The 19,929-nt window shown below is 76.9% G+C and carries 20 protein-coding genes and 1 pseudogene; 15 read left to right on the forward strand and 6 right to left on the reverse strand.

Going from position 1 to position 19,929, the window contains the following annotated elements; genetic code table 11:
* Positions 1-2,444, reverse strand: a pseudogene (locus ACYQBY_RS21835) (GAF domain-containing protein); the annotation flags it as partial.
* A gap of 31 nt (positions 2,445-2,475) precedes the next feature.
* On the opposite strand from ACYQBY_RS21835, the gene ACYQBY_RS21840 reads away from it, so the two are divergent.
* Positions 2,476-2,865: an ATP-binding protein gene (locus tag ACYQBY_RS21840; protein ID WP_459646009.1), complete on the forward strand. Its 390-nt coding sequence runs from the start codon at positions 2,476-2,478 to the stop codon at positions 2,863-2,865.
* Between the two features lie 31 nt (positions 2,866-2,896).
* Here the strand turns inward: ACYQBY_RS21840 and ACYQBY_RS21845 are convergent, their stop codons facing one another.
* Both ACYQBY_RS21845 and ACYQBY_RS21850 read right to left on the reverse strand, forming a co-directional pair.
* The gene (locus ACYQBY_RS21845) at positions 2,897-3,523 is read right to left on the reverse strand and encodes a DUF4166 domain-containing protein (protein ID WP_459646052.1); all 627 of its coding nucleotides are present in this window, start codon (positions 3,521-3,523) and stop codon (positions 2,897-2,899) included.
* Positions 3,524-3,570: 47 nt separating this feature from the next.
* The gene (locus ACYQBY_RS21850) at positions 3,571-4,392 is read right to left on the reverse strand and encodes a hypothetical protein (RefSeq protein WP_459646010.1); all 822 of its coding nucleotides are present in this window, start codon (positions 4,390-4,392) and stop codon (positions 3,571-3,573) included.
* Between the two features lie 136 nt (positions 4,393-4,528).
* Here ACYQBY_RS21850 and ACYQBY_RS21855 point away from each other — a divergent pair, with 136 nt between their 5' ends.
* From ACYQBY_RS21855 to ACYQBY_RS21895, 9 genes are all read left to right on the forward strand, one after another.
* Entirely contained in the window at positions 4,529-6,082 is a 1,554-nt protein-coding gene (locus ACYQBY_RS21855) for an ABC transporter substrate-binding protein (protein WP_459646011.1), read from the forward strand.
* On the forward strand, positions 6,079-7,020 hold the full coding sequence (locus tag ACYQBY_RS21860; RefSeq protein ID WP_459646012.1) for an ABC transporter permease: 942 nt from the start codon (positions 6,079-6,081) through the stop codon (positions 7,018-7,020). Before ACYQBY_RS21855 ends, ACYQBY_RS21860 begins: the two co-directional genes overlap by 4 nt.
* Positions 7,017-7,973, forward strand: a complete 957-nt coding sequence (locus ACYQBY_RS21865; RefSeq protein WP_459646013.1) for an ABC transporter permease — start codon at positions 7,017-7,019, stop codon at positions 7,971-7,973. The genes ACYQBY_RS21860 and ACYQBY_RS21865 overlap by 4 nt, the downstream gene beginning before the upstream one ends.
* Positions 7,970-8,974, forward strand: coding sequence for an ABC transporter ATP-binding protein (locus tag ACYQBY_RS21870; RefSeq protein ID WP_459646014.1), 1,005 nt, complete (start codon positions 7,970-7,972; stop codon positions 8,972-8,974). The genes ACYQBY_RS21865 and ACYQBY_RS21870 overlap by 4 nt, the downstream gene beginning before the upstream one ends.
* Positions 8,971-9,993: an ABC transporter ATP-binding protein gene (locus ACYQBY_RS21875; RefSeq protein ID WP_459646015.1), complete on the forward strand. Its 1,023-nt coding sequence runs from the start codon at positions 8,971-8,973 to the stop codon at positions 9,991-9,993. The genes ACYQBY_RS21870 and ACYQBY_RS21875 overlap by 4 nt, the downstream gene beginning before the upstream one ends.
* Before the next feature lie 247 nt (positions 9,994-10,240).
* Positions 10,241-10,831 (forward strand): carboxymuconolactone decarboxylase family protein, encoded by a 591-nt coding sequence (locus ACYQBY_RS21880; protein WP_459646016.1) that lies wholly within the window; start codon positions 10,241-10,243, stop codon positions 10,829-10,831.
* Complete coding sequence (locus tag ACYQBY_RS21885; RefSeq protein WP_459646017.1) at positions 10,828-11,715, forward strand: RNA polymerase sigma-70 factor; 888 nt, start codon at positions 10,828-10,830, stop codon at positions 11,713-11,715. Before ACYQBY_RS21880 ends, ACYQBY_RS21885 begins: the two co-directional genes overlap by 4 nt.
* Before the next feature lie 225 nt (positions 11,716-11,940).
* The gene (locus tag ACYQBY_RS21890) at positions 11,941-12,921 is read left to right on the forward strand and encodes a DNA-3-methyladenine glycosylase family protein (protein WP_459646018.1); all 981 of its coding nucleotides are present in this window, start codon (positions 11,941-11,943) and stop codon (positions 12,919-12,921) included.
* The gene (locus tag ACYQBY_RS21895; protein ID WP_459646019.1) at positions 12,918-13,928 is read left to right on the forward strand and encodes a polysaccharide pyruvyl transferase family protein; all 1,011 of its coding nucleotides are present in this window, start codon (positions 12,918-12,920) and stop codon (positions 13,926-13,928) included. The genes ACYQBY_RS21890 and ACYQBY_RS21895 overlap by 4 nt, the downstream gene beginning before the upstream one ends.
* Here ACYQBY_RS21895 and cofE read toward each other — a convergent pair.
* Positions 13,915-14,994: a coenzyme F420-0:L-glutamate ligase gene (gene cofE / locus ACYQBY_RS21900; RefSeq protein WP_459646020.1), complete on the reverse strand. Its 1,080-nt coding sequence runs from the start codon at positions 14,992-14,994 to the stop codon at positions 13,915-13,917. The genes ACYQBY_RS21895 and cofE overlap by 14 nt on opposite strands.
* Positions 14,991-16,004, reverse strand: coding sequence for a 2-phospho-L-lactate transferase (cofD, locus tag ACYQBY_RS21905; protein ID WP_459646053.1), 1,014 nt, complete (start codon positions 16,002-16,004; stop codon positions 14,991-14,993). The genes cofE and cofD overlap by 4 nt, the downstream gene beginning before the upstream one ends.
* Before the next feature lie 266 nt (positions 16,005-16,270).
* Between cofD and ACYQBY_RS21910 the strand changes: the two genes are divergently transcribed.
* Entirely contained in the window at positions 16,271-16,651 is a 381-nt protein-coding gene (locus ACYQBY_RS21910; RefSeq protein ID WP_459646021.1) for a WhiB family transcriptional regulator, read from the forward strand.
* Positions 16,652-16,760: 109 nt separating this feature from the next.
* Here ACYQBY_RS21910 and ACYQBY_RS21915 read toward each other — a convergent pair whose 3' ends face one another.
* Positions 16,761-17,201: a metallopeptidase family protein gene (locus tag ACYQBY_RS21915; protein ID WP_459646022.1), complete on the reverse strand. Its 441-nt coding sequence runs from the start codon at positions 17,199-17,201 to the stop codon at positions 16,761-16,763.
* Between the two features lie 143 nt (positions 17,202-17,344).
* On the opposite strand from ACYQBY_RS21915, the gene ACYQBY_RS21920 reads away from it, so the two are divergent.
* The 4 genes from ACYQBY_RS21920 to ACYQBY_RS21935 all read left to right on the forward strand — a co-directional run bounded on the left by ACYQBY_RS21920 (position 17,345) and on the right by ACYQBY_RS21935 (position 19,929).
* Positions 17,345-17,719, forward strand: coding sequence for a DUF3499 domain-containing protein (locus ACYQBY_RS21920; RefSeq protein WP_459646023.1), 375 nt, complete (start codon positions 17,345-17,347; stop codon positions 17,717-17,719).
* Positions 17,720-17,827: 108 nt separating this feature from the next.
* Entirely contained in the window at positions 17,828-18,130 is a 303-nt protein-coding gene (locus tag ACYQBY_RS21925) for a hypothetical protein (protein WP_459646024.1), read from the forward strand.
* Between the two features lie 108 nt (positions 18,131-18,238).
* Complete coding sequence (locus ACYQBY_RS21930) at positions 18,239-19,747, forward strand: phosphomannomutase/phosphoglucomutase (protein WP_459646025.1); 1,509 nt, start codon at positions 18,239-18,241, stop codon at positions 19,745-19,747.
* Positions 19,747-19,929 carry a Trm112 family protein gene (locus tag ACYQBY_RS21935; protein ID WP_459646026.1) on the forward strand — a complete coding sequence of 61 codons (183 nt, stop codon included), beginning with the start codon at positions 19,747-19,749 and terminating at the stop codon, positions 19,927-19,929. The genes ACYQBY_RS21930 and ACYQBY_RS21935 overlap by 1 nt, the downstream gene beginning before the upstream one ends.

Genomic DNA, 19,929 nt, shown 5'->3' on the forward strand with positions numbered 1-19,929 from the left:
CCGGCGTTGGACCAGCGCAGCCGGGTCAGCCCCGCGGCCTGCTGCTGCGGGCTCTGCTCCAGGCGGGCCACCACAGCGGTGGCGGTGGTGTCGACGGCCAGGCCCTCCATGGTGGCGTCCAGCCCGGTCAGGACCGCCGCCGGGGCGGCTCCGGAGTAGTAGCCGATGCCGCGCAGCAGGGCCCGGATCTGGCCCATGGCGGCGGCGGCGTCCACGTCGTGGCCCATGACGTCGCCGATGACCAGCACGGTGGCCCCGTCGGGCTGGAGGAAGGCGTCGTACCAGTCCCCCCCGACCTGCGCGGCGGTGGCGGCGGGCTGGTAGCGCACGGTGATCTGCAGGTGGTCCGGCTCGGGGGGTTCGGTCAGCAGCGAGCGCTGCAGGCCCTCGGCCAGGCGCTGCTGCTGGGTGTACATCCGGGCGTTGTCCAACGCCAGGGCCGCTCTGTCCCCGACCTCCTCCAGCGTCAGGAGGTCCTCCCCGTCCGGCGCCGTCCGGTGCGCGCCGTAGTAGAGGCTGAGCAGCCCCACGGTGCGGCCCCTGGCCCGCAGCGGCAGGACGACCACGGAGCGCGGCGCCAGCCGGGTCACCAGCTCCCGCGCCTCGCCGGGCGTCAGGGTCCGGATGATCCGCTCGGTGGCGTCGTCGCGGAAGACGTGGGTGTGCCGGTACCCGGTGGCCTGGCGCAGCGGCGCGTCCGGGGCGATCGCCCGCAGGCGCAGCCGCGTGTACCGCTCCAGCACCGGCTGCAGCTCCTCCTCGGCGTGCCGGCAGGAGACGTCACGCAGGGAGCCGTGCTCGTCGACCAGCGTCACGATGCACGCGTCGGCCAGGGCGGGGACGACGTGGTCCGCGAGCCGGCCGAGCGCCTCGTCCACGCCCAGGGCCGCGGACAGGTCCGCGCTCGCCGCGGCGACGCGCCGCAGCCGCTCGGCGGAGCGCTCGGCGGCGTGCTGCGCCCGGCGCCGGGCGGTCACGTCGAGGAAGTACACCGACAGCCCGTCGGGGGTCGGCCACACCCGCAGCTCGTACCAGCCGTCCAGGGGTGGGGGGTAGTACGCCTCGAACGTCACCGGCCGCCCGGTCTGCGCGGCCGTGCGGTACTGCACCTCGAACTCCGAGCCGGCCGCGGCGGGGAACAGCTCCCAGATCACCCCGCCGAGCAGGTCCTCGCGCATCCGCCCGAGGAGCTTCTCGGCCTCCGCGTTGACGTAGGTGAAGCGCCAGTCCGCGTCCAGGGAGTAGAACGCCGCGGACATGCTCTCCAGCACGCGCCCCAGCCGGACGTCGGCCTCGCGGTCGGCGGTGGTGTCCTGGGCGGCCCCCAGCAGGCGCACCGCCCGCCCGTCCGGCCCGGCCAGGGCCTTGCCGCGCGCCCTGACCCAGCGGGTGCGCCCGTCGGGCTGCGAGGAGCGGAACTCCGCCTCGTAGACGCCGCACTCCTCGACGGCGCTGTCCAGGGCCTGGCGCACCCGGGGCAGGTCGTCGGGGTGGACGCGCTCGAAGAAGGCCTCGATGCGCCCGGCGAAGGTGCTGCGGTCGTGGCCGAAGAGCTCCAGCAGGCGGTCGTCCCACTCCAGCGCGCCGCTGACGAGGTCCCAGTCGAAGCTGCCGATGCCCGCCGCGTCGATCGCGAGCTGCCAGCTGAGCTGGTGGGAGGCGAAGTCCAGCGACAGGGCGGACAGCTCCAGCTCCCGCGCGGTGGCGGCGGCCAGCTCCCCCAGGAGGGTCACCTCGCCGGGCGTCCAGCTGCGCGGCTCGGGGCCGAAGACGCACAGGGCACCGACGACGTGGCCGTCCTGCGCGGTGAGCGGCACGCCGAGGTAGGTCCGCACCTGCCCGGACGTGACGGGCGGCAGGTCCGCGACCCGCTCGTCGCGGGCGGCGTCCGGCACGACCAGGGGGGCGCCGCCGGCCGCGGTGACCGTGCAGAGGGAGTCCGCCAGGGCGCCCTCGCTGCCGAGGGCGGGTGCGGCCAGGCCCGCGGCGGCTCCCACGGTCTGCACGTCGCTCAGCAGGGACAGCTGCGCCGCGGGCGCCCCGAGCAGCCGGGCGGCGAGGTCGGTGAGGCGGTCGGCCGCCGAGCCGCGGCTGGTGGTCACGAGCCGGCGCGCGGCCCGCTGCCGCTCCGCACCGCCCGCCAGGGCCCCGGCGGGAGTGGCGGGAGGCTGTGCGCCGGAGCCGGTGTACCTGCCGACGGCTCGCTCGCCGCCCGCCGCGGGCGTCGCCCTCTCGACCACGTCCACTCCCGACCCGGTCCGCGGCTCCTCCGCGGGCTGCACCCGGCCACGATAGGTGACGCACGGCCACCACACCGCCGGGCCCGCGTCCGCGCCCCGGGACCACCGTGCGGGCCCGCCCGGGTTGCCGCACCGCCGGGTGCCGGGGACAGTGGCTGTCGTCCGTTCCGCCGTGCCCGGTACCCGCCGGGGACCTCCGCGCACCGCGCGGACCTACCCGTCGCAGAAGGGTGAGATGAGCCGGCTCGAGGTGGATGCCCAGCCCGCCGCCGTCCCGGCCGCCCGCCACTGGGTGGTCGACACGTGCACCGCCTGCGCGACGTGCTCCGACGATCTGGACCTCGGCGTCCTGGAGCTGCTCACCACCGAGGTCGTCGCCAACGCCGTCCTGCACGGCACCGGGCCGGTGAGCATCGACCTGACGTGCCGGGCCGGCTGCGTCCGGGTGGCCGTGGCCGACTCCAGCTCCACCCGGCCGGTGGTCCGGCACGTCGGGACCGGCGCGACCGGTGGGCGCGGCATGGCCCTGGTGGAGGCGCTGGCGGACCGCTGGGGCAGTGCGGCGGCGCCGGGCAGCGGCAAGACGGTGTGGTTCGAGCTGTCGGCCGACGCCACCGCGGGCTGAGGCCGTACCTCCCGGGACCGCTCCGGACGGCTCAGGAGCGGCGTTCCTCCCGCAGCGGCTTCACCGCCGCCGGCACCGCGTCGCCGACGACCTCGGGGAACTCGCACACGAACCAGCCCCGGTACCCCGCCAGCGGGCCGAACCGGCGGTTGGTGACCCGCACGTCGACGGTGTACCGCTCCCGTGCGTCGTCGTAGCCCTCCCGCAGCTCCGCCGTCCCCGACAGCAGCAGCGGGAAGCGGAAACCCACGGGGCCCTCGTAGAAGCGCTGCCCGCCGGAGAGGATGCGCAGGGAGCCGTCGGGCAGCACCGACGGCTCCAGGTCCACCGCGAGGTGCTGGTGGGTGCCGAGGTAGTCCAGGACGCGCCCGGGCCCACCCGCCACCAGGGTGGCGTCGAAACGGCGCCTGCGCCCGGGGGCGACCTCGAAGGTGCGCACCACGGTGACCGTCTCGCGGCCCAGGGAGTCCACGTAGGCGTAGTTCTCCACCGTGAACGGCACGTCCACCGCGTCGTCCGGCACGAGGATGTTCCGCCACGCCCCGAGGTGCAGGAACGGCAGGGTCCACGCCGGCCCGTGCCAGAGGCGCTCCATCACCCCGCGCCCGACGCAGGAGTACCCCGCGGACGTGGACACCCCGAAGCGGCGCCGCAGCATCGGGTGCAGCCGCTGCGCCTCGGGGCCGAGGGCGTCCAGCACGACGCTCACGCCGCGCCTCCCGCCGCGACCGCACCCGTGCCCGTGCCCGTGCCCGTGGTCGTGGTCGTGGTCGTGGTCGTGCCCCGTCGCGCCGGGCCGGGCAGCGAGGCCAGCGACGACGGCGCCCGGCGCGCGAGCGGGTCCGGTGGCCGGCGCAGGCAGCGGCGGGCCGAGGGGACGGAGGCGGGGACGGGCGCCAGCACCGCCGCGGCCGCCAGGCCCGCCGCCGCCACGGGGGCGCGCCGGACCAGGGCGGCCGCCCCCGCCAGGCCCGCGGCCCGCAGGGCGGTCCACACCAGGGCGCGGTCGCGGGAGCGCGCCGGGTCCACCCCCTCGGCGGCCCACAGGCGCAGCCGGTCGAAGCTCCACGCGGTGGCCCAGCCCACCGCCGGCCGCGTCAGCCACGGGTCCAGCGCGGCCCCGAGGCGGCCCCAGCCGGGCGTGTAGTCGTAGCCGGTGAGGAAGCGCACCGTGCCGTCGGGCCGCGGCACGTAGCGCCAGTAGCCGGCCCCGTCGCCCAGCGGGGACAGCCGGTCCGCCGACGTCCAGCGCAGCGCCGACGTGCCGCGCCCGTCCGCCCGCCGGCGCTGCCCCGCGGAGATCCCCGTGCCGGTGACCCGCAGCAGCGGCAGCCGCGGGGAGGGCAGCGCCAGGGCGTACCCGAAGTGCACGTTGCCGCGCCCGTCCGTCCCCGAAGGGGTGATCGCGGAGAACCGCAGGTCCCACCTCGGGTGCAGCGCGGGGTCCTGCGTCAGCCGCCACAGCCGGTCCACGGCCTCCGGGTCCCCGCAGCGCACGGACGTCTCGACGTAGACCGGGGTTCGCACCGGCGGGACGGTAGCGCGCACCGCGCCGTGATGTTGCGAAACGGTCACATCTGCGGGCCCGGCCGACGGCTGCGCTGGTGGGCGGCGGCACGGGTGGGCAGGGTGGCCGCACCAGCGGCCGACGGAGGGAACTCCCATGCGCACCCTGCCCGCACCCGCCGCCCTCGCGGCCGCCGTCCTCGCCCTGGCGGCGTGCAGCGCGGGGGAGGGGGTCGACACCGGCGGCACCGGCGGTTCCGGCGGCACCGGCGGTTCCGGCGGTTCCGGCGGCGGCAGCCTCGTCGCCGCCATCAGCGCCCAGCCCGACCAGTTCGACCCGCACAAGACCACCGCGTACCCCAGCTTCCAGGTGCTGGAGAACGTGTACGACACCCTCACGGTGCCCTCGGCGGAGGACCAGACGATGCAGCCGAGCCTCGCGGAGTCCTGGACCACCAGCCCGGACGGGCTGACGTGGACGTTCACCCTGCGGGACGGCGTCACCTTCCACGACGGCTCCGAGTTCGACGCCGCGGACGTCGTGTACTCGTTCGAGCGGATCATCGGGGAGGAGCTGTCGAACTCCTACCGCTTCGAGAACGTCACCGACGTCGTGGCGGTGGACCCGCGCACCGTGGAGTTCCGGTTGGAGCAGCCCATGCCGCACCTGCTGTCGCAGGTCGGGGAGTTCAAGGGCATGGCGATCCTGCCCGAGGGCGCCGCCGAGAAGACCGACCTCGCGACGAAGGCCGTCGGCACCGGCCCCTTCACCCTGGAGAGCGCCGGCGCCGACACCGTCGAGCTGAAGGCCTACGAGGAGCACTGGGGCGGCAAGCCCACGGTGGGCGGGGTGGAGTTTCGGTACGTCGCCGAGCCCGCCGCCGCCCTGACGTCGCTCAGGAGCGGGCAGGTGCACTGGACGGACAACGTGCCGCCCCAGCAGGTGGAGACCCTCGACGGGGACGACGCCGTCGAGCTCGGCCGCACCGCCAGCGTCGACTACTGGTACATGTCGATGAACCTGCGCAAGCCGCCGTTCGACAACCGGGAGGTGCGCCAGGCCATCGCCACCGCCGTCGACCGCGCCGCCGTCACCGAGGCCGCCCGGTTCGAGGCCGCGCGCCCCAACCAGACCGCCATCCCCGAGGGCAGCTTCTGGCACCACGAGCACGCCCCCTTCGAGCCCGACGTGGAGGCCGCGAAGCGCCAGCTCGCCGAGGCGGGCGTCAGCGGTCCGCTGCGGATGGGGCTCATGGTGACGTCGGAGTACCCCGAGACCGTCACCGCCGCCGAGGTCATCGCCAGCCAGCTCGAACCGCTCGGTATCACCGTCGACATCCAGACCGAGGAGTTCGCCACCTGGCTGGACCGGCAGGGCCGCGGGGACTTCGACGCGTTCCTGCTCGGCTGGATCGGCAACACCGACCCGTACGGCTTCTACCACTCCCAGCACCGCAGCGGCGCCTCGAACAACTACCAGGGCTACGCCAACCCCGCCGTCGACTCCCTGCTGGACCGGGCCGCCACCGAGCGGGACCAGGGCGCGCGCAAGGCGCTGTACGACCAGGCCGCCACGGCGATCGTCGACGACGTGTCGTACCTGTACCTGTACAACCCCGACGTGGTGCAGGCGTGGAAGCCGGGCCTGGAGGGGTACACCGTGCGGGCCGACCGGGCGGTGAACTTCGAGAAGGTCGTGCTGCCGTCGTGACAGCTCACCTGCTGCGCCGCACCGGGCAGTCCGTGCTCGTGCTGTTCGGCGTGGCCGTCGCCGTCTTCGCCCTCGTCCACCTCGTGCCCGGTGACCCGGTCCGGCTCGCCCTGGGGACCCGGTTCGACCAGGCCGCCTACGACGCGCTGCGCCAGCGGGCCGGCCTCGACCTCCCGCTGCCCACGCAGTTCGTGCAGTGGCTGGGCGGGGCCCTCACCGGCGACCTCGGCGTGAGCTTCCGCAGCGGCGAGCCCGTGACCCTGCTCATCCTGGAGCGGCTGCCCGCGACGCTGTCCCTGGCGTTCGCCTCCATCCTCGTGGCCCTCGCCATCGCCGTGCCGCTGGGGACCCTGTCCGCGCTGCGGCCCCGCTCCCTGGTGGACAGCGCCAGCACCGTCGTCAGCCAGGTCGGCATCTCCGTGCCGGAGTTCTGGATGGGCATCCTGCTCATCCTGCTGTTCGCCGGGGTCCTCGACTGGCTGCCCGCCGGGGGGTACGTGCCGCTGTCGCAGGACCCGGGCGGCTGGCTGGCCAGCCTGGTGCTGCCGGCGCTGACCACCGGCCTGGTCTCCGGCAGCGTCCTGACGAGGTTCACCCGCTCCAGCGTCCTGGAGGCCCTGGGCGCCGACCACGTCCGCACCGCCCGCGCCAAGGGGCTGCCGGCCTCGGCGGTGCTGCGCTGGCACGTGCTGCGCAACGCGCTGCTGCCGCTGGTCACCGTCACGGGGGTGCAGCTGGCGTACCTGCTCTCGGGGGTGGTCATCGTGGAGATCGTGTTCGCCTGGCCCGGTCTGGGGCTGATGGCGCTGCAGGCGGTGCAGGACCGCGACTACCCCGTCCTGCAGGGCGCGGTGCTGCTGTTCGCGGTCGTCTTCCTCGTCATCAACCTCGTCGTGGACCTGCTGTACTCCCGGCTCGACCCGAGGATCGGCGCGTGAGCGCCCAGGCCGCCGCCGGGCGTGCTCCCCTCACCGCGGAGCGGCCCCGCTGGCGGGAGACCCTGGGCCTGCTGGCACGCACCCGCACCGCGGCGTTCGCGGCGGCGGTGCTGCTCCTCATCGTCGTCGTCGCGCTGTTCGACGACGCCCTGGCCCCCGCCGGGCCGAACGAGGTGGACGTGCAGGCCCGCCTGCAGGGGCCCAGCGCGGCGCACCCGTTCGGCACCGACGACCTGGGCCGCGACGTGCTCTCCCGCGTGATCCTGGGCGCGCAGGTGTCGCTGCGGGTGGGGCTCGTCGCCGTCGGCATCGCGCTCGTGGCCGGAACCCTGGTGGGGACGCTCGCGGGTTTCTACGGCCGCTGGCTGGACGCGGTGCTCATGCGGCTGATGGACGTGCTGTTCGCGTTCCCGGCGCTGCTGCTGGCGATCGCGGTCATCGCCGTCCTCGGGCCGGGGGCGACGAACGCGATGATCGCCATCGGCATCACGTACACCCCGGTGTTCGCCCGGGTCTCCCGCGCCGCCGTGCTCGGGGTGCGCGAGCAGGTGTACGTGCGGGCGTCGCGCTCCCTGGGCGCCTCCGACGCCAGGCTGCTGCTGCGGCACGTGCTGCCGAACGCCGCGCCGCCGATCATCGTGCAGACCTCCGTCAGCCTGGCGTTCGCGGTGCTGGCCGAGGCGGCGCTGTCGTTCGCGGGTCTCGGCATCCAGCCGCCCGCGCCCTCCTGGGGCGGGATGCTCGCCGACGGGCGGGACTTCCTGGAGCAGGCGTGGTGGATGGCGGTGTTCCCCGGCCTGGCCATCTTCCTGCTCGTGCTGTCGTTCAACCTGCTCGGCGACGGGCTGCGGGACGTGCTGGACCCGCAGCAGCGCACCGCCATGGACGCCGGCAGGCGTCGGTCGGGCGGGGACGCCGGCAGGCGTCGCAGCCGGAAGGAGGCGCGCCCGTGAGCGACCCCGTCCTCACCGTCTCCGACCTGCGGGTGCGGCTGCGCACGCCCCGCGGTCCCGCGGACGTCGTCAACGGCCTCGGCTACGCCGTGCACCCCGGCGAGACCGTCGCCGTCGTGGGGGAGTCCGGCAGCGGCAAGAGCGTCTCCGTGCTGGCCCTGCTCGGCCTGCTGCCGCGCACCGCGACCGTCACCGGCGAGGCGGTCTTCGAGGGGCGGAACCTGCTCGCCCTGTCGGAGGCGGAGCTGCGCACGGTGCGCGGCAACGGCATCGGCATGGTGTTTCAGGACCCGATGACGTCGCTGAACCCGGTGCTGACCGTCGGGCGGCAGGTCGCCGAGGGGCTGCAGGCGCACGGGAGGGTCACGAGGCAGGCGGCCCGCGCGCGCGCCGCGGAACTGCTCGGGGAGGTGGGCCTGCCCGACCCGCGCGGCACGCTGGACCGCTACCCGCACCAGCTCTCCGGCGGCATGCGCCAGCGCGTGATGATCGCCATCGCGCTGGCGGGGAGCCCGCGGCTGCTCGTCGCCGACGAGGCCACCACCGCCCTGGACGTGACCGTGCAGGCGCAGATCCTCGACCTCGTCGAGCGGCTGCGGGCCGAGCACGGCACCGGGGTCGTGTGGATCACCCACGACCTCGGGGTCGTCGCCGGCATCGCCGACCGCGTCCTCGTGATGTACGGCGGGCGGTGCGTGGAGGACGGCGCGGTGGACGACGTGTTCGACCGGCCCGCGCACCCGTACACCCGCGGCCTGCTCGGGGCGCTGCCCGCGCGCCTGGGTCCGGAGCTGGACGCCGCCGAGCCGCCGGACCTGGTCACCGTGCCCGGCACGCCGCCGCTGCCGACGGACCTGCCGCCCGGCTGCGTGTTCTGGCCGCGCTGCCCCGTGCGCTCCGACCCGCGCTGCGAGCACGAGCAGCCGCCGCTGACCGTGGTGCGTCCCGGTGGGACGGTCCCGCACCGCGCCGCCACCTGGTGCGAGGGAGGTGCCGCGTGAGCGGTGACGTGCTGGTCTCCGCCCGCGGGCTGCAGGTGCACTTCCCCGTGCTGTCCACGGGGTTGCGGCGCAGGCGGACCGGGGCGGTGCGGGCCGTGGACGGGGTGGACCTCGACATCCGGCGGGGGGAGACCCTCGGGCTGGTGGGGGAGTCCGGTTGCGGCAAGTCCACCCTCGGCAACGCCCTGCTGCGCCTCGTGGAACCCACCGGCGGGCGGGTCCTCTTCGACGGGCAGGACGTCACCGCGATGGGCCCGAAGCAGCTGCGGGCCCTGCGCCGGCGCGCCGTCATGGTGTTCCAGGACCCCTACGCCTCCCTGGACCCGCGCATCCCCGTGGGCCGCACCGTCGCCGAACCCCTGGAGGTCCACGGCCTGCACCCCGGCGCCGCCGCCCGGGCCGCGCGGGTCGCGGAACTGCTGGAGCTGGTGGGCCTGGACCCCGGCGTCGCAGGCCGCTACCCGCACGAGTTCTCCGGCGGTCAGCGCCAGCGCATCGGCATCGCCCGCGCCCTGGCCGCCGAACCGGACTTCGTGGTGTGCGACGAGGCCATCGCCTCCCTCGACGTCAGCGTGCAGGCGCAGGTGCTGAACCTGCTGCGGGACCTGCAGCGCAGGCTGGGCCTGACGTACCTGTTCGTCTCCCACGACCTCGCCGCCGTCCGGCACGTCTCCGACCGCATCGCGGTGATGTACCTGGGCAGCGTCGTGGAGGTCGGCACCGCCGCGCAGGTCGCGACGTCTCCCAGGCACCCGTACACGCGGGCCCTGCTGTCCGCTGTGCCGGTGCCGTCCCCGTCGGCGGAGCGGGGCAGGCAGCGGATCGTGCTGCGCGGCGACGTGCCCTCCGCCGCGGCGGTGCCCTCCGGCTGCCGGTTCCGCACCCGCTGCCCCGACGTGTTCGAGCCGTGCCCGGACATCGCCCCCGCCCTCGTGGACCGCGGCGGGGGCCAGCTCGCCGCGTGCCACCTGCACGGGGTGGTGGGCCTGCCGGACCCGGCCGCGGCCCGCCCCGCCTGAGCCCGGTCCTCCCCTGGCTGTCCGCACCACGGGGCGGGGACGTTCCGCCCGCGGCGCGCCGGTGTCGCGCGACGGAACGTCCCCGCCCCGGCCGGGGCCGCTCCGCGCGGGGACGTCCTGCGGCGACACGCCCGCGTGTCGCGTGCAGAACGTCCCCGCCCCGGCCCCGGCCCCGCGCCCGCCCGCCCTGTCACACCCGCGCCCCCGCCGGTGTCTGCATGTCACGACCAGCGGACGAGGAGGAGACATGAGCAGCAGCACCCGGGTCCCCAGGGCCGAGATCACCGGCGTCCACGGCGCCGTGCTGAAGGCGGTGAGCAGGCGGGTGTTCGGTGCGGTGGCCGAGCCCCTGGAGGTGATGTGGCACCACCGGCCCGTGCTCAGGGCGAGCATGAGCGCCGGGCAGCGGGCGGGCAGGTGGCACGAGTGCGACGAGGACCTCAAGTCCTACGCGCACATGGCGGTGGCCTCCCTCGTGGGCTGCACCTGGTGCCTGGACCTCGGCTACTTCCTGGCCCACGACCGCGGGCTCGACGAGGCCAAGGCGCGCGAGGTCCCGGCCTGGCGGACCTCGCAGGTGTTCACGCCGCTGGAGCGCGACGTGCTGGAGTACGCCGAGGCCGTGACGGCCACGCCGCCCACCGTCACCGACGAGCTGTCCGCCCGGTTGCTGGAGCGGCTCGGGGCCCCCGGGCTGGTCGAGCTCACCGCGTGGGTCGCGCTGGCCAACCAGCAGGCGCGCACGAACTCCGCCCTCGGCATCGAGGCCCAGGGGTTCGCCGCGGCGTGCGGCCTGGAGCCGCTGGCCCGGCCGGGCGGCGTAGCGTCACCGGCATGAGCGACGACCCGTTCGTCGCCCACCGCGGCCTGCTGTTCACGGTCGCCTACGAGATGCTCGGCTCCGCCGCCGACGCCGAGGACGTCGTGCAGGAGACGTGGCTGCGGTGGGCGGACCTGCCGGCCCCGGCCCGGGCGGACGTGCGCGACCCGCGCGCCTACCTGGTGCGCACCGTCACCCGGCAGGCCCTCAACCGGCTGCGGACCCTGGCTCGGCGGCGCGAGGAGTACGTCGGCGAGTGGCTCCCCGAGCCGCTGCTCACCGGACCCGACGTGGCCGAGGACGCCGAGCTCGCCGAGAGCGTCTCCTTCGCGGTGCTCACGGTGCTGGAGACCCTCGGCCCGGTCGAGCGGGCGGTGTTCGTGCTGCGGGAGGTGTTCGACGTGCCGTACGGGGAGATCGCGGAGGCGGTCGGCAGGACGCCCGCGGCGGTGCGGCAGATCGCCCACCGCGCCCGCGAGCACGTCGCCGCGCGCCGGCCGCGGGTGCGGGTGAGCCGGGCCGAGCAGACCGCCGTCGTGGAGCGCTTCCTGGCCGCGGTGCGCGGCGGGGACCTGCAGGGGCTGCTGGACGTGCTGGCCCCGGACGTCGTCCTGGTCTCGGACGGGGGCGGGGTGGTCGCCGCGGCCCGCCGCCCGGTCGTGGGCGCGGAGCGGGTCGGGGCGTTCCTGGCCGGCCTGGCCGCGCTGGCCGCGCAGGGCGTCGGGGTCGAGGCGGCGACGGTGTGGGTCAACGGGGCGCCGGCCGCGCGGTTCGACCTCGACGGCGAGCTGAGCACGGTGGCGAGCCTGGTCGTCGAGGACGGCCGGATCGCCCGGATCTACGCGGTGCGCAACCCGGGCAAGCTCGCGCGACTCGACGAGGAGGTGCTCCTCAGCCGCTGAGGTGCCCGGCGCGCCCACCCGGGCACCCGCTCCGGCAGGGACGTTCCGTGGGCGACACGCCGGTGTCGCAGGGCCAAACGTCCCCGCCTCGAACGTCCACCCCTGGAGCGGGGACGTTCCGCGGGCGACACGCGGGCGTGTCGCCGCAGAACGTCCCCGCCCCACCCAGCCCTACCCAGCCCCACCCCGCACCGCGCGCCGGGCGTCGCGCCCTACCCTGTGCCGGTGACCGCCGCGCCCGCCGAGCCGCTGGACCTGCCGCTGGTCCGGCGCTGGCGACCCGGCCGCGAGGTCGACGTCCCGCTGCACCTGTCCGCGTTCCGCCGCGGCGGCTCCGACCCCACGTTCGCCTCGGCCGGCGGGGTGGTCTGGCGCGCCACCCGCACCCCCGAGGGCCCGGCCACCCTGCGCGTGGTGGCAGTCCCCGCCGACGGCGAGGTCGAGGCCGCCGCCTGGGGGCCCGGCGCCGCGTGGGCGCTGGACGGGGTGCCGGACCTCCTCGGCGCCTGCGACACCGGCGCCGGCGACTTCTCCCCGCTGCCGCAGCACCGGGTGCTCGTGGAGGCGTGGCGCCGGCACCGCGACTGGCGCGTCCCCCGCAGCCGGGCGGTGTTCGAGTGCCTCTCCGCCACCGCGCTGGAGCAGGTCGTCTCCACCCGCGAGGCGTTCGCGTCGTGGCGCTGGCTGGTGCGCCGCTACGGCGAGCCGGCCCCGGGCCCGGTGAACCTGTACGTGCCGCCCACCCCGGAGCAGTGGCGGCGCATCCCGTCGTGGGCGTGGCTGGAGGCCGGGGTGGAGCTGCGCCGCCGCCGCGTCACGATCTGCGCGGCGCCCTGCGCGGGGCGGCTGGAGCAGACCCTCGACCGGGACCCCGCCGTCGTGGACCGCGCCCTGCGCACCCTGCCGGGCCTGGGCGTGTGGACGTCGGCGGAGGTGCGCTCCCGGGCGCACGGGCACGCCGACGCCTTCTCCTTCGGGGACCTGCACGTCGCGAAGGACGTCTCCTTCGCCCTGACCGGGGAGGTCCTCGACGACGCCGGCTGCGCCGAGGTGATCGAGCCGTACCGGGGTCACCGCTACCGCGTGCAGCGGCTGATCGCGTTCAGCGGGGTGCGCCGGCCGCGCACCGCGCCGCGGATGGCCTTCCCCACCCACACCCCCAGCCGCACCACCCCCGGCCTGCGGGGCCGGCGGGGGGTGCGGTGAGGGTTCTCGTGGTCGGCTGGTCCAGCCCGCTGCACGGGGAGGCCACCGCCGGGGACGTGCTGAGCGCCGAGGCGGTCTGCGCGCGCCTGGCCGCCGACGGCGTGCCCTTCGACACGGCCTGGAGCCCCGCGATGCACCGGGCGTACGGCCCGCGCGGCGGGCTGCTCCTCGACGACGCGCTCGCCGGCGCCGGGCGCTGGACGCACCTGGTCTGGGCGTGCGGGCCGGTCACCGGCTGGCAGGTCGAGGAGCTGCACACCGCGTTCGCGCACGCCCGCCGCATCGCCGTGGGCGTCTCCGTCCTGGACCCGGCGGACCCGGCCGTCACCGGTTTCGACGTGGTCGTGCCACGCGACGCGCCGGGTGCGGAGCCGCAGCGCGACCTCGCCGCCCGCGCCCCGGTGCCCGCCCTGCCCGTGCTCGGGGTGTTCCTCACGCACGGGCAGGGCGAGTACGGCGCGCACCGCCGCCACGACGAGGTGTCGGACGCGCTGGGTGGGTGGCTGGCCCGGCAGCGCTGCGCGCGGCTGCTGCTGGAGACCCGGCTGGACCCGAGGGACTGGCGGATGCCCGCCACCGCGGAGGAGGTCGTCGCGCAGGTCGCCCGCACCGACGTGGTCGTCACCACCCGGCTGCACGGTCTGGTCCTGGCGCTGCGCGCGGGGGTGCCGGCGGTGGCGGTGGACCCGGTCGCGGGCGGCGCGAAGGTCAGCGCGCAGGCCCGGGCGTGGAACTGGCCGGCGCTGGCCGGCGCCGAGGAGGTCCTCGCCGACGAGGCCGTGCTGGACCGGCACCTGGCGTGGTGCCTGTCCGGCGCCGGGCGCGCCGCGGCGGGGCGCACCCGCGCGCAGGCCCCCGCCGCCGGGGAGCACCAGCTCGACGAGCTGAGCGCGGCGCTGGGCGTGGTGCCGTCCCCGCGGCGCGAGGCCAGGCCGCTGCGCGGGCCGGCGCGGCGGCTCGGCGGGGGCTCCGGCGGCGGGGTGGGCGAGGGCTTCAGCGGGGCCTGACGGACACCACGACGTCCGCGCCGTCCCGGGCCACCGTGCCCGCCAGCTCCTCCGCCCACAGCGCCGCCAGCAGCCGCTGGGCGAGCATGCCCAGGGCCACGGCGTCGCCCCCGGCGAGGCGGACCCCGGTGCCCGCACCGCCCTGCGCACCGCACTCCGCGTCGTCCTGCACGTCGTCCTGCACGTCGTCCCGCACGTCGTCCCGCACGTCGTCCGCCACGGCGGCGGTGCAGCCGGAGGCCTCCGCGGCCAGGGCCACCGCCACCGCCCGCGCCACCCGCTGCGGCAGCGGCCCGGGCACCACCGGTGGCGGCGGCAGCGCCCCGGCGCCCAGGGCCGCGCGCACGGCCTCCACGTGCCCGAGGCGGAACCAGTCCTCGCCCGCGGGGCGCAGCAGGGACGCCGCGCCGGGGCCGTCCTCGTCGCCCACGTCCGCCGCCAGGCCCCGGACCAGGGCCGCCGGCACCCCCAGCGACTTGCCCTTGACGAGGTCGGCGGCCGCGGCGGCCTCGTCGGCCACCGCCCGCACGGTGACCTCCAGGGGCCGCCCGTCCGCGTCCGCGCCGCCCCGCAGGTCCTCCACCACGCGCAGGCCCGCGCAGCCGAGGGCGAAGTCGGTCTGCCCGACCCGCCAGGCGCGACCGGCGGTGTCCGTGAGCAGCACGGCCACCCGCACGCCCGTCAGCTCCCGCAGGCGCGCCCGCAGCGCCCGGGCCTCGGCGTCGGGGTCCTCCGGCAGCGTGAGCACCGTGCCCGCCGGGGTGTTGGAGGCGTCGACGCCCGCCGCGGCCATGACGGGTCCCGCGGCGGACTCCACGATCGCCGCCAGCCCCCGCGGGGTGCGCCGCGCCGCCACGACCCGGCGGGTCTGCCCGGCCACGACGGCGTCCCGGTCCCCGGTGCGGACCACGAGGCCGCGCGCCTTGGAGACCACCTTGCTGGAGACCGCCAGGACGTCGCCGTCGGCGAGGGGTTCCGGCAGGGCGGCGAGCAGCAGCGCCGCCAGGTCGTCGCCGGGGTGCACCTCCGGCACCCCCGTCAGGGGCAGGACCCGCAGCCCCGTCACGGCCGCGGCCCCGCGGCGCGCCCGCGCAGGGCCAGGGCCAGGTCCAGCGCGGCCCCGGCGAGCGCGGTGGTCGCGGCGGTGCCGCTCATGAGGAGGGGGCGCGCCAGCACCCGCAGGCGGGGCCCGCCGTCGAAGGCGTCACCGGGCGCGACCAGCCAGCCGTCGAGGAGGTCCGCGTAGAGCCCGGCGACCGCCTCGGCGGTGGAGGGGACGCCCAGCGCGGCCAGGCAGGCGTCGGCCATGCCCCGCACCGGGGCCCCGCCGATGACGGGGGAGACCCCGACGACGGGCGCGGCGGTGGCGCGCAGGGCCTCGCGGATCCCGGGGACCTGCAGGACGGTGCCGATGGAGACGACCGGGTTGCTCGGCGGCAGCACCACGACGTCGGCGCCGGAGACGGCCTCCAGCACACCGGGGCCGGGGGTGGCGCGCTCCGCGCCGACCGGCTCGATCCGCAGGGCGGGGACCGCCGCGTGCAGGCGCACCCACCACTCCTGGAAGTGCACCCGCCGCCCGCCGGCCTCCCCGCCGTGCCGGGCGGGGTCGACGGGGGCGAGGTCGACGTGGGTCTCCACGACGTCGTCGCTCATGGGCAGCAGCCGCACGGGGGTGCGCTGCGGGGGCCGCCACCGCTCGCAGAGGCGGGCGGTGACCGCCGACAGGGGCACCCCCTCGCCGAGCAGTCGCGTGCGGATGATGTGGGTGGCGAAGTCCTTGTCCCCCAGCGTGAACCACGTCGGCTGCTGGCCGTGGGCGGCGAGCTCGGCGGCGACCCCGTACGTCTCCTCGCTGCGACCCCAGCCGCGCTGCTCGTCGATGCCGCCGCCGAGGGTGTACATCACCGAGTCCAGGTCCGGGCACACGCGCAGGCCGTGCAGGGTGACGTCGTCGGCGGTGTTGACCACGACGGTGACCTCCGCGGCGGGGCGCGCCGGGTCCTCGAGGGCGTCGAGCAGCCCCCGGAGGAAGCGCGCGCCGCCGACGCCACCGGCCAGGGCCGTGATGCGCAGGGGGCGCCCGCCGTCGTCCTGCGGGGAGGGAGGCGGGGGTGCTGGGTTCACGACCGCATCCTGCCGCGCCCGCGCCGCGGGCCCGCCGGGGGCGGTCGCCGGGCAGGGTCGGACAGCGTGGGGCCGTTACCACGACGCCCCGCGCTCGGCTTGACTCTGCCAGATGACACGCGTGTAATTCCATCAGTGACATCTTCAGAGTCATGACAACGTCACCGGGTGTAGCGGGGCCGGGTGACGACGTGAACGCGGTTCCAGGGGGCGCAGTGAGCGGCAGCGGCGTGGGTGGCAACGGTGACATCGGCGCGGACGTCGGCGAGGACCTCCTCGCCGACGCCGGTCCCGGGGGGACCGGCGCGGAGGAGGGCACCGCGGGCAGGGTCCTGCACCTCGTGCCGGTCCCCGCGGACCGGCCCCTGACCCCGGAGGACCCGGGCTGGCAGGAGCTGGCCCTGTGCGCCCAGACCGACCCCGAGGCGTTCTTCCCCGAGAAGGGCGGCTCCACCCGTGAGGCCAAGCGCGTGTGCGGCTCCTGCGAGGTCCGCTCCGAGTGCCTCGACTACGCCCTCGCCAACGACGAGCGGTTCGGCATCTGGGGCGGGCTGTCCGAGCGGGAGCGCCGCCGCCTCAAGCGCCGCGTGAGCTGACCGACCGCAGGCCGGCCGTCCGCGGCCGGCCGGCACGGAGCCGGCCCCCGGCCCGGGCGCGCCGTCGCCGCCCGGGCCGGGCGAGGTCCCGTCGCCGCAGCGCCGCCGCTCAGCCGCCGCCGTAGCGGGGGTCCACGTCCTCCGGTGGCAGCTCCAGCAGGTGGGCGACCTGCTCGACGACCACGTCGGCCACCAGGTCCTCCAGCTCGCCCTCCTCCGCGCGCGTCTCCACGGGCCGGCGGTAGACGACGACCCGCGCCGGGGCGCCGCCGTCGGCGGGGAAGAGGCGGCCCAGCGGGACACCGCCGTCCTCCCACGGCGCCGGGTCGGAGGGGGGCACGTCCTCCACGGCGAACTCCACACCGGCCAGCTCCCGGGCCCAGCGCCGCTCCAGCAGCTCCACGGCGTCCAGGACGAGGTCGTCGAAGCGCTCGGCGCGGGTGCGGGCACCGGGCACGGTGGGCGGCAGCAGGGGGCCGCGCAGGCCACGGCCGTGCCGGTCGCGCCGGCGACGGCGTGGCCCGCCGATCGCGCGCCGGAGTCCACCCACGCCGGGCAGGCTACCCGGCGGTGATCGCCGCGGCGGGCTCCGCCGCCCCGGCGTGGCGGCTCCCCGCGGCACAGCGCGGACACCCGCGCGAAACATGCCGGGGATGCTCGGAACCGGGGCGCGCCTCGGGTACCGTCCCGCTCGTGGCAGGTGGACGGAGGTGCACGCGCACCGCGTGCGGGCAGGCGGCGGTCGCCACCCTGACGTACGTGTACTCCGACTCGACCGCCGTCCTGGGGCCGCTGGCCACCTACGCCGAGCCCCACTCCTACGACCTGTGCGCCGAGCACGCCCGCCGGCTCACGGCGCCGCGCGGCTGGGAGGTCGTCCGGCTCGTCCCGGACGAGGGGATGCCCGTCGGCCGGCACGACGACTGGCTCGCGATCGCCGACGCGGTCCGCGAACCGGTCCCGCCCGCCGACGACGGCGCTCCCGACGCCGTGCGCCGCGGACACCTGCGGGTCCTGCGCGACGTCGGCGGCCGCGGCAGGCGCCCGAGCGCCGGCCCCACGGGCTGACGGCCCACCGCGCCCGGTGCGGCGGCGATCCCCCGGGCGGGCGCTCAAGGCCGCGGCGCGCCGTGCCGATGAGAGGTGGACCCGAGCCGTCCACCACGAGGGAGCCCCGTGGCCACCACGCCCCGCACCAGCGACAGCACCCCCCGCCGCCCGAGGCGGGCACGTGCGACCCGCACGGCACCGCCCCTCGGTTCGCTGACGCAGCCGGAGCACCGCGACCCGGCCATGGGCTGCGGCTCGTGCGGGAGCGTCCGGGTCACCCAGCTGTCGATGTCGCTGACCGACGGCTCGCCCGTCGTCTTCATCTCCTGCCACGTCTGCGAGGAGCGCACCTGGCACGGTGACGAGGGCGCCCTGAGCGTGGACGCCGTCCTCGACCGCTCCCGCAAGCAGACCGTCAAGGGCGCCTGAGCCCGCCCGGGTGGTGGGGCGCCCTCCCTGCCACCCGGAACGCCACCGCGCCCGCGCCCGCCCCGCCGCGGGAGCCGTCCCGGCGGCCCCCGCCACTACGCTCCAGGCGTGGCTCCCGATCTCTCCGCCTTCGTCAAGGCCTACGACGTCCGCGGCACCGTCCCCGACCAGCTCGACGCGACGGTGGTGCGCGCCCTCGGCGCCGCCTTCGCCGACGTCGTCGTCCTGCCCGAGCAGCCCGCGGACGCGCGTCGCGCCGTCGTCGGGCACGACATGCGCCCCTCCTCCCCGGAGCTCGTCGCGGCCTTCGCCGAGGGCGTGGCCTCGCGCGGGGTGGACGTCACCCTGATCGGCCTGGCCTCCACCGACGGCCTGTACTACGCCAGCGGCGCGATGGGCGTGCCGGGGGCGATGTTCACCGCCAGCCACAACCCCGCGCAGTACAACGGCATCAAGCTGTGCCGCGCCGGCGCCCGCCCCGTGGGGCAGGACACCGGGCTGTCCGCGATCCGCGAGCTCGCCCAGTCCTGGCTCGACGCCGGGGCCGTCCCCGTGCCCGGGGGCACCGCCGCCGGCGCCGTGCGCGAGCAGGACGTCCTGGCCGACTACGCCTCCCACCTGCGCTCCCTGGTGGACCTGTCGGGCGCGCGCCCCCTGAAGGTCGTCGTCGACGCCGGCAACGGCATGGCCGGGCACACCGTCCCCGCGGTCCTCGGCACCGCGGCGGGCCTGGCGGGCCTGCCGCTGGAGGTCGTGCCCCTCTACTTCGAGCTGGACGGCACCTTCCCCAACCACGAGGCGAACCCGCTGGAGCCGGCGAACCTGCGCGACCTGCAGGCGGCCGTCCCCGCCCACGGCGCCGACCTGGGCCTGGCCTTCGACGGCGACGCCGACCGCTGCTTCGTGGTCGACGAGCGCGGCGAGCCGGTCAGCCCCAGCGCCGTCACGGCCCTCGTCGCCGAGCGCGAGATCGGCAAGGAGCGCGCCGCGGGCCGCAAGGCGGTCGTGATCCACAACCTCATCACCTCCCGCGCCGTCCCGGAGATCGTCGCGGAGAACGGCGGGACCCCCGTGCGCACCCGGGTGGGGCACTCCTTCATCAAGGAGCGCATGGCGCAGGAGGGCGCCGTCTTCGGCGGGGAGCACTCGGCGCACTACTACTTCCGCGACTTCTGGTCCGCCGACACCGGCATGCTCGCCGCGATGCACGTCCTGGCCGCACTCGGCGAGCAGGACGGGCCCCTGTCGCAGCTCGGCGCCCGCTACGAGCGCTACGTCGCCAGCGGGGAGATCAACTCCACCGTCGCCGACGCCGCGGCCGTCACCGCGTTCGTCGAGGACGTCCTCACCCGCGAGTGCCGCGCCCGCGGGGAGGACGTGGAGGTGGACCGCCTCGACGGGCTCACCCTCACCCACCTCGCGAGCGGGGCGGAGCCGATGTGGTGGTTCAACCTGCGCGCCAGCAACACCGAGCCCCTGCTGCGGCTGAACGCCGAGGGCGCCGACGAGGCCACCATGACCCGGGTGCGCGACCGCGTCCTCGGGCTCGTGCGCGGCGAGCACGGCGGCTCCCTCACCGTGCCCGCGGGCGGCCGGCAGGCGGACGGGGCGTCCTGATGGAAGGGTGGCTGCGCGCCGCGCTGCGCTGCCCGCGCTGCGGGGGGGAGCTCGTGGACGTCCGCGACGGGCACGCCGCCGCGCTCGCCTGCGGCGGCGCCTGCCGCTGGACCTACCCCGTCGTCGACGGCATCCCCGTGCTGCTCGCCGACGAGGGGCGACCGCCCGCTGGAGGGAGCTGA

This window comes from Kineococcus anabasis (genome assembly GCF_054590795.1).